Raw genomic sequence first — 13,825 nt, 5'->3', positions numbered from 1 at the left:
GTGGTGAGCGCCGCTCGCTCCGGTGCCGGGCCGCTGCGCCGGCTGGTCGCCCTGCGGCACGCCAAGTCGGCTCGGCCGGAGGGCGTCCCCGATCACGACCGCCCGCTGGGCCCGCGCGGCCGCCGCGACGCGCCGGCCGCCGGACTGGCGCTCGCCGGGGCGGACCTCATGCCGGACCTCGCCGTGTGCTCCACCGCGCTGCGCGCCCGGCAGACCTGGGAGCTGGCGGCCGCACAGTGGGGCACCCCGCCGCCGGTGCGCTACGAGCGGCGCCTGTACGCGGCCGGCGCGGACGACCTGCTCGGTGTCGCCCGCGAAACCCCGCCCGCGGTGCAGACCCTGCTGCTCGTCGGGCACAACCCCGGCCTGGAGGACCTCGTCCTGACACTGGCCGGGGACGGGGTCGACGACACCCTGGAGCGGGTCCGGGTGAAGTTCCCCACCTCGGCGATCGCGGTCCTGACCTGGTACGGCCGCCACTGGTCCGGCCTCGCCGCAGGCGCGGCGCTGCTGACCTCGGTGATCGTGCCGCGGGGGAGGAAGTAGCGCGGGTCAGGGCGTCCCGCGGTGCGCATAGGCTGGCCGGATGCAGGACGAGTACCGCACGATCGGCCGCGCCGGGGTGCACGAGACCGAGGTCAACCGCTCCCGTTTTCTGTGTGCGCTGGCCCCGGCGGCCACCGAGCGGGAGGCGCAGGCCTTCATCGGCGCGGTCCGCAAGGAGCACGCCGGCGCCACGCACAACTGCTGGGCGTACGTCATCGGAGCCGACGCCTCGACCCAGAAGGCGAGCGACGACGGGGAACCCGGCGGCACGGCGGGCGTGCCGATGCTGCAGATGCTGCTGCGCCGCGACATGCGCTACGTCGTCGCCGTCGTCACCCGGTACTACGGCGGCGTCAAGCTGGGCGCGGGCGGACTGATCCGCGCCTACGGCGGCGCGGTCGGCGAGGCCCTGGATGCGCTGGGGACGATCACCCGCCGGCGGTTCCGCCTGGCCACCGTGACCGTCGACCACCAGCGGGCCGGCAAGGTGCAGAACGACCTGAGGGCCACCGGTCGCGAGGTGCGGGACGTGCGCTACGGCGAGGAGGTCACCATCGAGATCGGCCTGCCGGACGCGGACGTGGACGCCTTCCGTGCCTGGCTTGCGGACGTGACGGCGGGCACAGCCGGTTTCGAACTGGGCGGAGAGGCCTACGGGGACGCATGACAATTCGGGCAAAGGCCCTGTAACTGGCCTGTTGGGGAACGGGCGTGGCGGGCCGTTACGGGAGTAACCGCCCGTGATGTCAGACCCGGCCGTTAGTCTCGGGGATCATGAGGCTGCTGCACACTTCCGACTGGCATCTCGGCCGGGCGTTCCACCGGGCGAACATGCTCGACGCCCAGGCCGGGTTCGTCGGTCATCTCGTCGCCACCGTGCGTGAGCGCGGCGTCGACGCGGTGGTCGTGTCGGGAGACGTGTACGACCGCGCGGTGCCGCCGCTCGCCGCCGTCGAGCTGTTCGACGACGCCCTGCACCGGCTCGCCGACCTCGGCGTGCCCACGGTCATGATCTCCGGCAACCACGACTCCGCCCGCCGCCTCGGCGTCGGCGCCGGGCTCATCGACCGCGCCGGCATACACCTGCGCACCGACCCCGCGGGCTGCGCCACCCCGGTGGTGCTGCGCGACGCGTTCGGCGACGTCGCCCTCTACGGGCTGCCCTACCTCGAACCCGCCCTGGTCAAGGACGAGTTCGGAGTCGAGAAGGCCGGCCACGAGACGGTGCTCGCCGCCGCCATGGACCGCGTCCGCGCCGACCTCGCCCACCGCGCGCCCGGCACCCGCTCCGTCGTCCTCGCCCACGCCTTCGTCACCGGCGGGCAGGCCAGCGACAGCGAGCGGGACATCACCGTCGGCGGCGTGGCCGCGGTGCCCGCCGCCGTCTTCGACGGGGTGGACTACGTGGCCCTCGGCCATCTGCACGGCTGCCAGACCATCACCGAGCGCGTGCGCTACTCCGGCTCCCCGCTGGCGTACTCCTTCTCCGAGGCCGACCACCGCAAGAGCATGTGGCTGATCGACCTCGGCGAGAGCGGCGTGCTCACCGCCGAGCGGATCGACTGCCCGGTGCCGCGCCCGCTGGCCCGGCTGCGCGGCACCCTGGAGGAACTGCTCGCCGATCCCTCCCTCGACCGGCACCAGGAGGCCTGGGTCGAGGCCACCCTGACCGACGCCGTCCGCCCCGCCGACCCCATGGCCCGGCTCGCCGAGCGCTTCCCGCACACCCTCAGCCTGGTCTTCGCACCCGAGAGGGCGCCCGAGGACCCCCAGGTGACCTACGCCCGCCGGCTCGCCGGACGCAGCGACCAGCAGATCGCGGAGGACTTCGTCGCCCATGTGCGCGGCGCGGGACCGGACGCCGACGAACAGGCCGTCCTGCGCGAGGCGTTCGACACCGTGCGCGCCGACGCGGCGGTGCGGGAGGTCACGCGGTGAACGGGCGTGCGGTGACGGTGGGGTCGCGTGAGGCGACGGTGGGGGAGGTGGCCCGGTGAGGCTGCACCGGCTGGACATCACGGCCTTCGGGCCGTTCGGCGGCGAGCAGAGCGTCGACTTCGACGCCCTCTCCGCCGCCGGTCTCTTCCTGCTGCACGGGCCGACGGGCGCCGGCAAGACGTCGGTGCTCGACGCCGTCTGCTACGCCCTGTACGGCTCCGTACCGGGCGCCCGACAGGGCATGACCCTGCGCAGCGACCACGCCGACCCGCGCACCCGCACCCAGGTCACCCTCGATCTGACCGTCGCAGGACGACGGCTGGAGATCACCCGGCAGCCGCCCTGGGAGCGCCCCAAGCTGCGCGGCAAGGGCACCACCGTCGACAAGGCGCAGACCTGGCTGCGCGAGTACGACCCCGTGGCCGCCACCTGGAAGGACCGCAGCCGCTCCCACCAGGAGATCGGCGAGGAGGTCACCCAGCTGCTCGGCATGAGCCGCGAGCAGTTCTGCCAGGTCGTCCTGCTGCCCCAGGGCGACTTCGCCCGCTTCCTGCGCGCCGACGCCGAGGCCCGCGGCCGTCTGCTCGGCCGCCTCTTCGACACCCAGCGCTTCGCCGACGTCGAGAAGCGGCTCGCCGAGCGCCGCCGCACCACCGAGGCGCGGGTGCGCGAGGGCGACGCGGCGCTGCTCGCCGACGCCCACCGCATGCAGCAGGCCGCCGGCGACGCCATGGAGCTGCCCGAGCTGACGCCGGGCGAGCCCGGCCTGGCCGACGCCGTGCTGAGCGCCGCCGCCGTCGCCCGCTCCACCGCGCGCGAGCAGCTCGCCGTCGCCCGCTGCCGCCTGGCGGCCGCCGAGTCCGCGCAGGCCGCCGCCGACCGCGCGCTGGCGGACACACGGGAACTGGCCCGGCTCCAGGCCCGGTTCACGCAGGCCCGGGAGCGGGCCCGACTGCTGGAGGAGCGAGCCGAGGCGTACCACGCGGCACAGGCGCGCATGCAGCGGTCCCGCAAGGCGGAGGCCGTGGCCCCCGCGCTGCACCTGCGGGACGACGCCGAGGCCGAGCACGACCGCGCCGCGCGCCAGGAGACCCGCACCCGTGCCCTGCTGCCCGGGACGTACGCGGACGCCGGGGCGGCCGGGCTCGCCGCCGCCGCGCGCCGGGCCGCCGAGGAACTGGGCGGCCTCGAGTCCGCCCGCCGCGCCGAACAGCGCCTCGCCGCCCTCCTCGCCGAACGCGCCGGCCTGGACCGTCAGGAGCGCGCCGACGACGACGTCCTCGCCGACGCCGAGCAGTGGCTCGCCGGGTGGGAGGAGACCCGCGCCGGCCTGCAGAGCCGTATCGACGCCGCGCAGGAGGCCGCGACCCGCGCCGAGCAGCTCGCCGAGCGCCGCGAGCCCGCCCGGCGACGGCTGCGCGCCGCCCGCGAACGCGACCGGCTGGCCGAGGAGACCGAGGCGGCCGCCGGACAGATCCGCGAGGCCGAACAGGCCGTGCTCGCGGCCAAGGCGCGCTGGCTGCACGTCAAGGAACAGCGGCTCGACGGCATCGCCGCCGAACTCGCCGCCCGCCTCACCGACGGCGAACCCTGCGCGGTGTGCGGGGCGACCGAGCACCCCGCGCCCGCCCGCAAGGACGCCGGGCACGTCGACCGGGAGGCCGAGGAAGCGGCCCTGGCCGCCTACCAGCAGGCGCAGCAGGCGCAGGGCGACGCCGAGCGGCGCCACGCCGCCGTACGCGAGGCGCTGGCCGCCGCCACCGCCGAGGCCGGCGACGAACCGGCCGACCGGCTCGCCCGGGAGGCCGACGAGGTGGAGCGTCTCTTCGTCACGGCCCGGCGGGACGCCTCCGCGCTGCACGCCGCCCAGGAGGAACTGCGCCGGGCGGAGCAGGAACGCGAGCGCCGCAGCGCCGACCGGCAGGAGGCGGCCGTGCGCGCCGCCGCCCGCGTCGGCCACCGCGAGCGCCTCGAGGGTGAACGGGTACTGCTGGAAGAGGAGTTGGCGCAGGCCCGCGGCAGTGCGGACAGCGTCGCCGCGCGCGCCGGGCAGCTGGAGCGCCGGGCGGCCCTGCTCACCGACGCCGCCGAGGCCGTACGCGCCGCCGCGGACGCCGCCCAGCGGCTCAAGGACGCCGACGCGCGGCTCGCGGATGCCGCGTTCCGCGCCGGGTTCGACACCCCGCAGGCCGCCGCCGAGGCGCTGCTCACCGACGCCGAGCACCGTGAGCTGCAACGGCGGCTGGACGCCTGGCAGGCCGAGGAGGCCGCCGTCCGCGCGGTGCTCGCCGAGACCGACACCGCGGCCGCCGACCGGCAGCCGCCCGCCGACCTCGCCACCGCCGAGCGGGCCGCCGCCGCGGCCGCCGAGCGGCTGCGTGCCGCCGCCTCCGCGTGCGACGCCGCCGCCCGCCGCTGCACCGAACTGGACCGCCTCTCCGCGCGCGCCGCGCAGGGCGTGCGCCGGCTCGCCCCGCTGCGCGAGGAGTACGACCGGGTGGCCCGGCTGGCCGTCCTCGCGGCCGGCACCTCCGCCGACAACGAACGCCGGATGCGCCTGGAGTCCTATGTGCTCGCTGCCCGGCTGGAACAGGCCGCCGCCGCGGCGACGGCACGGCTGCAGCGCATGTCGTCCGGCCGCTACACCCTCGTCCACTCCGACGACCGCACCGGGCGCGGCCGCAGCGGTCTCGGCCTGCACGTCGTCGACGCCTGGACCGGCCGCGAGCGCGACACCGCGACCCTGTCCGGCGGCGAGACCTTCTTCGCCTCCCTCGCGCTCGCGCTCGGCCTCGCGGACGTCGTCACCGACGAGGCGGGCGGGGTGCGGCTGGACACCCTCTTCATCGACGAGGGCTTCGGCAGCCTCGACGACCAGACCCTCGACGAGGTCCTGGACGTGCTCGACTCACTGCGCGAGCGGGACCGCAGCGTCGGCATCGTCAGCCATGTACCCGACCTGCGCCGCCGCATCCACGCCCAGCTCGAGGTGGTCAAGGACAGAACCGGGTCGGTGCTGCGGCGGCGCGGTCACTGACCGAGCGCGCGGCGGGCGAGCGGCGAGGAATAGACCACGCTCGTCGTCACCGAACCGAGCGCGCCGATCCGGCCCGACACCTCCTCCAGATGCCGCATGGACCGGGCGGCGACCTTGATGACGAAACAGTCGTCGCCCGTCACGTGATGTGCCTCCAGGACCTCCGGGGTCACGGCGACCAGATCGTGGAACGGCTTGTAGTTGCCGTTGGGGTAGCGCAGGCGCACGAACGCCAGGATCCCGAGCCCCAGCCGCTCGGGGTCCACCACCGCGGCGTACCCCCTGATCACCCCGGCCTCCTCCAGCCGGCGCACCCGCTCGGTGACCGCGCTCGCGGACATGGAGACGGCGCGGGCCAGCTCGGCGAAGCTGGCGCGCCCGTCGCGCTGGAGGACGTCGAGGATGCGCCAGTCGGTGGCGTCCGGGGAAAACGCGGTCATCCCCGAGGGATAGCAGGGGAATCGACGGTCGCACAAGGCTCACGCCGGGGAAGGTCCCTTCAGGAAGATGATCAAGCGGCCGTAGATTTCAGGACATCGACGACAGTCTCCGTCGCATCGACGACCTCCAGCGAAGGGCCGGCCCATGACCACCACGACCGCCGCCAACCCCGTCCTGCGCGTCGCGCCCGCCGCTCCCGCCGAGGCGGCCGCCTACTTCCGCGCCTCGCTCACCTTCCACGCCGACGTCTCCGACGTCGCCGCCGCGCTCGAAGCCGGCGCCGACCCCGGCTTCGTCGTCCTGGACTCCCGCTCCACCGCATCCTGGGACCAGGGCCACATCCCCGGCGCGGTCCACCTGCCCACGGCGCTGATCCCCGAGCAGGCCGAGCAGCTCCTCGACAGGAACACGCCGGTCGTGACCTACTGCTGGGGCCCCGGCTGCAACGGCGCCACCCGCGCCGCGCTCGCCCTCGCCGAACTCGGCTACCAGGTCAAGGAGATGCTCGGCGGCTTCGAGTACTGGGTGCGCGAGGGATTCGCCTACGAGACCTGGCAGGGCCACGACCAGCGCGCCGCCGACTCCTTGACCGCGCCGGTGGACGCGGAGGACTGCGGCTGCTGACCTTGTGACGCTCGCCGGGCCGGGGTCACGGTGAACACCGTCGACCCCGCCCGCACGTCCACGCCGTCACAGGCCACCGGCGCGGACCAGGCCGCCGTCGCGGCCGCTTGCCCGCCGGGCAGGTCACCGCCCGCGAAGGCGGGCCGGCGGAGACCCGCCGCGTCACAGCCGGGACAGCTCCTCCACCAGGTCGTCCAGGCCCAGCGAGCCCTGGGAGAGGGCGGCCATGTGCCACGCCTTGAGGTCGAAGGCGTCACCGTGCCGCGCGCGGGCGTTCTCCCGGCCGGTGAGCCATGCCCGCTCACCCAGCTTGTAGCCGATGGCCTGGCCCGGCATCGTCAGATAGCGGGTCAGCTCGCTCTCCACGAAGTCCGCCGGCCGGCTGCTGTGCGAGCCGAAGAACTCCTGCGCCAGCTCCGGAGTCCAGCGCTCACCCGGGTGGAACGGCGAGTCCGCCGGGATGTCCAGCTCCAGGTGCATGCCGATGTCGACGATGACCCGCAGGGCCCGCATCATCTGCGCGTCCAGGTAGCCGATGCGCTCCTCGGCGTCCTTGAGGAAGCCCAGCTCGTCCATCAGGCGCTCCGCGTACAGCGCCCAGCCCTCGGCGTTGGCGCTCACCATGCCCACGGAGGACTGGTAGCGGGACAGGTCCCCGGCCACGTGCGTCCACTGGGCGAGCTGCAGATGGTGGCCGGGGACGCCCTCGTGGTACCAGGTCGACACGAGGTCGTACACAGGGAAGCGGGTCTGGCCCATCGTCGGCAGCCAGGTGCGCCCGGGGCGGGAGAAGTCCTCCGACGGGGACGTGTAGTACGGCGCCGCCGCACCGCCGGGCGGCGCGATGTGGGACTCCACCCGCCGCACCCGCTCGGCGAGTTCGAAGTGGGTGCCGTCCAGCGCGTCGATGGCCTCGTCCATCAGGCCCTGCAGCCATGCGCGGACCTCTTCGACGCCCTCGATGTGCCGGCCGTGCTCGTCGAGGTGCGCGAGCGCCACCCACGGGGTCGCGGCGCCGGGCAGGATCTTCTCCGCCTCCTGCCGCATCTCGCCGAGCAGGCGGTGGTACTCGGCCCAGCCGTAGGCGTACGCCTCGTCCAGGTCGATGTCGGTGCCGTTGAAGTAGCGCGACGACAGCGCGTAGCGCTCGCGGCCCACCGTGTCCGGGGCGCCTTCGACGGCGGGCGCGTACGTGTTGCGCATCCAGTCGCGCAGTTCGGCCACCGCCGCGGTCGCGGCGTGCGCGGCCCCGTCCAGTTCGCCGCGCAGCGACTCGGGACCGGCAGCGGCGAAGTCCTCGAACCAGCCGCGGCCCTGCCCGATGCCCGCCCACTCGGTGAGCTGCCCGACGAACGTGGCGGTCGGGCGGGGCGCCGCGTACAGCTTGCGCTCCAGGCCGAGCGCCAGGGACTCGCGGTACCCGGCCAGCGCCCGCGGCACCGCGCGCAGCCGCTCGGCGATCGCCGCCCAGTCCTCCTCGGTCTCCTGCGGGGTCACCGTGAACACCTCGCGCACCTGGTGCGGCATGGTGTGCAGGTTGCCCACCGCGCGCAGGTGCTCGTCGGCCTCATGGACGGCGAGTTCCGCGGTGAGCCGTTCGCGCAGCAGCCGCGCGCAGCGCCGCTCGATGTCGCTGTCGGCGCCGGGCCGGCGCTCCGCCTCGTCCAGCTTCGCCAGGGTGGCCCGCGCCAGCCCGGCTCGCGCGTCGGCGCCCGCCGGCGAGGTGTCGGGCATCCGGCGCGAACTGTCCGGTACGCCGAGGTAGGTACCGGTGATCGGGTCGAGGGCGATGAGCTCGTCGACGTAGGCGTCGGCGACCTCGCGGGGCAGCGGGCTCTTGATCTCTGACATGCCGACATCCTCGTACGCGTGCCGCCACCGCGTCTGCCGGGTTTCCCCTACGGATACCGGCGGCGGCCGGATTCCGCCCAGGGCCGCACGGCGGGTCCGCTCGCCTGCCCGGCGGTGCGTCAGGGCGTCCCCGGGCGCTCCGGTGGCAACAGGGGCCCGCAGTCCCACTGCTGGAAGATCAGCCGGGTCTCCACCCGGGCCACCTCGCGGTGGGCCGTGAACTCGTCGAGGACCAGGCGTTGCAGATCCGTCATGTCCGCGACCGCGACGTGCACGAGGTAGTCGTCGGGACCGGTGAGGTGGAAGACGGTCCGGGATTCCGGCAAAGCACGGATGCGCTCCACGAACGGTCCCACCAGCTCCCGCCGGTGCGGTCTGACCTGCACCGACAGCAGCGCTTCCAGGCCGCGGCCCAGCTTGGCCGGGTTGAGCCGCAGCTGATGGCCGAGGATCACGCCGGAGCGGCGCAGCCGCGTCACCCGGTCCAGGCAGGTCGACGGTGCGACCCCGACCTGCGCGGCGAGGTCCCGATAGGTGGTCCGGGCGTCGTTCTGCAGCAGCCGCAGCAGATGCAGATCGACCGGATCCAGTACGACAGATTCGGCCATGTGCCGAACGTAGCACGGCTTTCAGCCATGCTGGCCCGGTCGCTGTTCACCCTTACCCCCCAGGGCCGAGCTGACCGAGCCGTCCCGCCCGGGGGACCCCTGGACACCCAGGGGTGCCCGCGTGGACCCCGAGGAGACCCCTGTGGAGGCGCCCGTGGACACCGCCCGTACGACCCGCAGAGCACTGGCCACGGAGGCCGTGCACGCCGGCCGCGACGACCTCGCCCGCCAGGGCCTGCACGCCCCGCCCATCGATCTGTCGACCACGTACCCGTCGTACGACAGCCGTGGTGAGGCCGCCCGGATCGACGCCTTCGCCACGACCGGCGCCGACCTGGACGGCCCCCCGGTCTACGCCCGGCTGGGCAACCCGACCGTCGCCCGCTTCGAGACCGCGCTGGCCAAGCTGGAGGGCACGGAGTCCGCGGTCGCGTTCGCCAGTGGCATGGCCGCGCTGAGCGCCGTCCTGCTGGTACGCGCCTCGATGGGCCTGCGGCACGTCGTCGCCGTACGGCCGCTGTACGGCTGCAGCGACCACCTGCTCACTGCCGGACTGCTCGGCACCGAGGTGACCTGGACCGACCCGGCCGGCATCGCCGACGCGCTGCGCCCGGACACCGGCCTGGTCATGGTGGAGACTCCGGCGAACCCCACCCTCGCCGAGGTCGACCTGCGCGCCGTCGCGCACGCCTGCGGCTCGGTGCCGCTGCTCGCCGACAACACCTTCGCCACGCCGGTGCTCCAGCGGCCCGCCGAGCAGGGCGCGCGGCTCGTGCTGCACAGCGCCACCAAGTACCTCGGCGGCCACGGTGACGTGATGGCGGGTGTGGTGGCCTGCGACGAGGAGTTCGCCGGGCGCCTGCGCCAGGTGCGGTTCGCCACGGGAGGCGTCCTGCATCCGCTGGCCGGCTATCTGCTGCTGCGCGGCCTGTCCACCCTGCCGGTCCGGGTGCGCGCCGCCTCCGCGAACGCCGCCGAACTCACCCGCCGGCTCGCCGCCGACCCGCGCGTGGCCCGCGTCCACTATCCGCGCATCGGCGGCGCGATGGTCGCCTTCGAGGTGCACGGCGACCCGCACGAGGTCATCGCCGGGGTACGGCTGATCACCCCCGCGGTGAGCCTCGGCAGCGTCGACACGCTCATCCAGCACCCCGCGTCCATCAGCCACCGCATCGTCGACGCCGACGACCGTCGCGGCGCCGGCGTGAGCGACCGCCTGCTGCGGATGTCGGTGGGCCTGGAGGACGTGGACGACCTGTGGGCGGACCTGGACGGGGCGCTCGACGGGGCGGCGGACCGGGCCGGGAGGAGCACGGTCGCCGCGCACTGAACCCGAGGCACAGAGCGCGGCCGTGCGGTGAACCGAGGCACAGAGCGCCGCCGCGCGCTACCCCACGGCCGACGCAGAGGTGGCCCGGCGGAACACCGCCGGGCCACCTCGCCGATCGTCCCCCACGCCGCTTCGCCGGGGGCGTCTCAGCCCGTGCCCACGCCGCCCCGCCGGGGCGTCTCAGTCCCGGGCGACGCTCTCGTCGTACCGCTCGACGCCCAGCCGCTGCCGGTCGTACGGCAGCCGGGAGCCGACCGGGGTCGCGTGCAGGCGGGCGGTGATGACCAGGGTGCCCTCCTCGATCTGGTAGTCGAGGGGCAGCCCGAGGCCGCGCATCGCGGCGACCATCCCGGTGTTGGAGGCCTGGGTGACCGCGTAGACGCTCTCGCAGCCCGCATCGACGGCCATGGTCACCAGCCGGCCGAGCAGTTCGCCGCCGATGCCGCGCCGCTGCCACTCGTCCTCGACGAGCAGGGCGACCTCGGTCTCGTCGCCGTCCCACAGCAGATGGCCGAGGCCGACGATGCGGCCGGAGGCGGTCTGCACGGCGAGCGTGCGCCCGAAGCGCGGGCTGAGCAGATGGTTCAGATAGCGGTCCGCGTCCCTGACCGGCCCGTGGTACCGCAGGGACAGCGTCCGCGCCGAGCACCGCTCGTGCATCGCCTTCGCGGCCCTGACGTCACCGGTGTCGGCCCGCCGCACGGTGATCGGGTTGCCCTCCGGCAGCGTCAGCACGTCCGAGCCGACCGGGACCCGCGGCCCGAGCCGCGCGTCCAGCTCCACCAGGGCGCGGGCCCGCGCGAACTCGGTCGGGGTGAACGGCAGATACGGCCGCTCCACGGTGAGGACGCCGCCCTCGGGCGCCCGCAGCCGCAGCACGGTGTCCTCCAGCACGCCCTCTTCGGGCACGGCGTCGGCGCCGCCGGCCGAGGCCGCCGGCAGCGACCGGATGGTGCAGCGGCCGAGCAGCTGGCGCAGCGCCAGCGGCAGTTCCGCGGTGTCCAGGGCGGTGCGGGTGGCCAGGCCCAGGACCCGGGTGGGGGCGTCCACCAGATCGTGGGCGTCCGCGCGCTCGATCCAGGTGCCGGTGCCGCCGGCCAGGGCCACCACCCGGGTGAGCTCGGCCGCCGTCAGCGTGCCGGGGGAGCGCAGCAGGAACTCGTCCACCGCCGTGTCGCCCAGCGGGTGCGCCTGCAGGCTCAGGATGTCGACCCGGTGCCCGGCCAGGGCCGTGCACAGCGCGGCCAGCGAGCCCGGCTCGTCCCGCACGGTGGTGCGCATGCGCCACAGGGCGCTCTCGCCGCCCACCGCGTCCGCGGACCGCGGCGCCGGGGAGTGCTGCCCGGCCGGCGGCTCTGCCGAGCCCGGCCGGGCGCCGGTATCACCGGTCGGCGGGGCGTGTCCGTGCCTGCGTGACCACCATGTGTGGAAACCGGCCGTGGCCGTCAGCACCACCGCCGACGCCATCAGCAGCACCGGTCCGTCGGGGCCGTGCCCGATCAGATTCGCCACGCCGTCGGCGGCCGCCACGGCCGTGAACATCGCGGCCAGCTCGACCACGTCGCGTCGCCAGTGGTGGACGGGCCGGCCGTGCCGGGCACGCTTCACATCGGGAATCTCTCTCCTCATGCACCCACTGTGAAGGAACGGTGTTGCGTGATCACGAACGCCTTGTGACCGATGGGTAAAGCGTGCTTCTAAAGTTTTTGTCCGTTGTGTCACAGTTGCGTTGCCGGGGCGCCGAGGGCCGCCCCCCGGTGGGAAGTTGACCGGGGCCGCGCTCCGGGGGACGACGCCGGGGCGCGGCACGGACACCGAGGGTACGTGACCCCTCACAACGCCCTCACTGGCCGACGCGGCCCGGCTGGAGCACCTGGGTGAACAGCACGGTGCCGTCCTGTTCGCGCAGCCGGACCGTCAGCTCGCCGCTGTCGCCGTCGATGTCGACCTCGCCGAAGAACTGGTAGCCCTCGGCCGGGGACACGTTCCCCCTGGCCGGGGCCTTCACGAACACCCGGTCGGGGCCGAAGGTGCCGTCGAGCGCGCTGGCCGGGAAGGCGCCCGCGTTGAGCGGTCCGGACACGAACTCCCAGAACGGCTCGAAGTCCTTGAACGCGGCCCGCGACGGGTCGTAGTGCTGGGCCGAGGTGTGGTGCACATCCGCCGTCAGCCACACCGTGCCCGTGATCCGCCGGTGCTTGACGAACCGCAGCAGCTCGGCGATCTGCAGCTCACGGCCGAGCGGGACGCCCGGATCACCCTGCGCCACGGCCTCGAAGTTCGGCCTGCCCTCCACCCCGTCGGGCACGACCAGCCCGAGCGGCATGTCCGCGGCGATCACCTTCCACACCGCGCGGGAACGGGCCAGCTCCCGCTTGAGCCACTCCAGCTGCTCACGGCCGAGGATGCCCTGCGGGTCGGTGGTCTGGTCGTCGGGGGAGTTGGCGTCGCGGTAGGTGCGCATGTCCAGCACGAACACGTCCAGCAGCGGGCCGTGGTGGGCGACCCGGTAGATGCGGCCGTCGCCGCGGGCGCCCAGGGTGGAGACCGGGAAGTACTCGGCGAAGGCGCGCCGGGCGCGCGACGCCAGGTCGTCCAGCCGGGTGCCGGCCGGGTACGGCGTGCCGGGGGCGATGACCTCGCCCGGGTACCAGTTGTTGCGGACCTCGTGGTCGTCCCACTGGATGATGTTCGGTACCTGCGCGTTGAAGCGGCGCAGCGCCGGATCGAGCAGGTTGTAGCGGAAGTTGCCGCGGTAGTCGGCCAGGGTCACGGCGACGTGGGACTTCTCCTCGCTGGTCACCGACCGGTACACCGAGCCGTCCGGCAGCGCCGCGGTGGCCGAAATGGGGCCGTCGGCGTAGATGTTGTCGCCGCTGCACAGGAAGAAGTCCGGGTCCAGTTTCGCCATGGCGTCGAAGATGCGGTAGCCGCCGATGGACTCGTTGATGCCCCAGCCCTGGCCGGCGAGGTCGCCGGACCACACGAACCGCACGCCCTGCCGGCGCCGCACGGGTGCCGTACGGAAGGTTCCGGCCACCGCTTCCCCGGTACGGCGGGGGTCGTCGGGGTCGGCGAGCCGCACCCGGTAGTGGATCTGCTCGCCCGGCGGCAGCCCGTGCAGCCGGGTCGTGCCCGTGAAGTCGGTGTCCGGGCCGAGCAGGGGTCCGTACCGGCGGCGCGGGTTGCGGAACGACTCGGTCGCCGACGTCTCGACGATCATGCGGGCGGGCCGGTCGGAACGCACCCAGATCAGACCGGAGTCGGAGGTCACGTCTCCCGCCTGCACGCCCCAGCCCGCCTCGGGGCGCCCGGAGAGGGCGAACGCCGGCGCGGCGCCGAGCCCGGCCGGCAGGGACAGGGCCGCGGACGCGGCCAGCGAGCCGCGCAGCACGCTGCGGCGGCCGGGATGCGGACGGTGCGACATGGAGGGCCTCCAGGGGCGGGAAT

At 74.5% G+C, this 13,825-nt stretch carries 11 protein-coding genes; 6 read left to right on the top strand and 5 right to left on the bottom strand.

Annotated elements, in window-relative coordinates:
* The first annotated feature begins 3 nt into the window (after positions 1-3).
* The 4 genes from AB0J12_RS19910 (at position 4) to AB0J12_RS19895 (ending at position 5,521) form a co-directional block, all read left to right on the top strand.
* Positions 4-546 carry a histidine phosphatase family protein gene (locus AB0J12_RS19910; RefSeq protein ID WP_363265626.1) on the top strand — a complete coding sequence of 181 codons (543 nt, stop codon included), beginning with the start codon at positions 4-6 and terminating at the stop codon, positions 544-546.
* Positions 547-586: 40 nt separating this feature from the next.
* Positions 587-1,213, top strand: a complete 627-nt coding sequence (locus AB0J12_RS19905) for a YigZ family protein (protein ID WP_363265625.1) — start codon at positions 587-589, stop codon at positions 1,211-1,213.
* A gap of 107 nt (positions 1,214-1,320) precedes the next feature.
* On the top strand, positions 1,321-2,484 hold the full coding sequence (locus AB0J12_RS19900; RefSeq protein ID WP_363265624.1) for an exonuclease SbcCD subunit D: 1,164 nt from the start codon (positions 1,321-1,323) through the stop codon (positions 2,482-2,484).
* Positions 2,485-2,539: 55 nt separating this feature from the next.
* Positions 2,540-5,521 (top strand): SMC family ATPase, encoded by a 2,982-nt coding sequence (locus AB0J12_RS19895; protein WP_363265623.1) that lies wholly within the window; start codon positions 2,540-2,542, stop codon positions 5,519-5,521.
* Here the strand turns inward: AB0J12_RS19895 and AB0J12_RS19890 are convergent.
* Entirely contained in the window at positions 5,515-5,961 is a 447-nt protein-coding gene (locus AB0J12_RS19890; RefSeq protein ID WP_363265622.1) for an Lrp/AsnC family transcriptional regulator, read from the bottom strand. The two genes, AB0J12_RS19895 and AB0J12_RS19890, sit on opposite strands and share 7 nt — an antisense overlap.
* A 145-nt stretch (positions 5,962-6,106) precedes the next feature.
* Here AB0J12_RS19890 and AB0J12_RS19885 point away from each other — a divergent pair, with 145 nt between their 5' ends.
* Positions 6,107-6,586: a rhodanese-like domain-containing protein gene (locus tag AB0J12_RS19885; RefSeq protein WP_363265621.1), complete on the top strand. Its 480-nt coding sequence runs from the start codon at positions 6,107-6,109 to the stop codon at positions 6,584-6,586.
* 162 nt (positions 6,587-6,748) lie between these two features.
* Here AB0J12_RS19885 and AB0J12_RS19880 read toward each other — a convergent pair whose 3' ends face one another.
* Both AB0J12_RS19880 and AB0J12_RS19875 read right to left on the bottom strand, forming a co-directional pair.
* Positions 6,749-8,437 (bottom strand): DUF885 domain-containing protein, encoded by a 1,689-nt coding sequence (locus AB0J12_RS19880; protein ID WP_363265620.1) that lies wholly within the window; start codon positions 8,435-8,437, stop codon positions 6,749-6,751.
* Positions 8,438-8,556: 119 nt separating this feature from the next.
* A complete protein-coding gene (locus AB0J12_RS19875) occupies positions 8,557-9,045 on the bottom strand; it encodes an Lrp/AsnC family transcriptional regulator (RefSeq protein WP_363265619.1) in 489 nt (162 codons plus the stop codon).
* 121 nt (positions 9,046-9,166) lie between these two features.
* On the opposite strand from AB0J12_RS19875, the gene AB0J12_RS19870 reads away from it, so the two are divergent.
* Positions 9,167-10,375, top strand: a complete 1,209-nt coding sequence (locus tag AB0J12_RS19870; protein WP_363265617.1) for a PLP-dependent transferase — start codon at positions 9,167-9,169, stop codon at positions 10,373-10,375.
* Between the two features lie 180 nt (positions 10,376-10,555).
* On the opposite strand, the gene AB0J12_RS19865 is transcribed toward AB0J12_RS19870, so the two are convergent.
* Positions 10,556-12,004 (bottom strand): GNAT family N-acetyltransferase, encoded by a 1,449-nt coding sequence (locus AB0J12_RS19865; protein WP_363265616.1) that lies wholly within the window; start codon positions 12,002-12,004, stop codon positions 10,556-10,558.
* A 214-nt stretch (positions 12,005-12,218) separates the two neighbouring features.
* Entirely contained in the window at positions 12,219-13,802 is a 1,584-nt protein-coding gene (locus AB0J12_RS19860) for an alkaline phosphatase D family protein (protein ID WP_363265615.1), read from the bottom strand.
* Positions 13,803-13,825: the final 23 nt, after the last annotated feature.

This window comes from Streptomyces sp. NPDC049915 (assembly GCF_040656475.1).
In the GTDB taxonomy this organism is placed as follows: domain Bacteria; phylum Actinomycetota; class Actinomycetes; order Streptomycetales; family Streptomycetaceae; genus Streptomyces.
The sequence above is the reverse complement of the archived record's forward strand: the minus strand, read 5'-3'. Positions and strand labels throughout refer to the sequence as shown.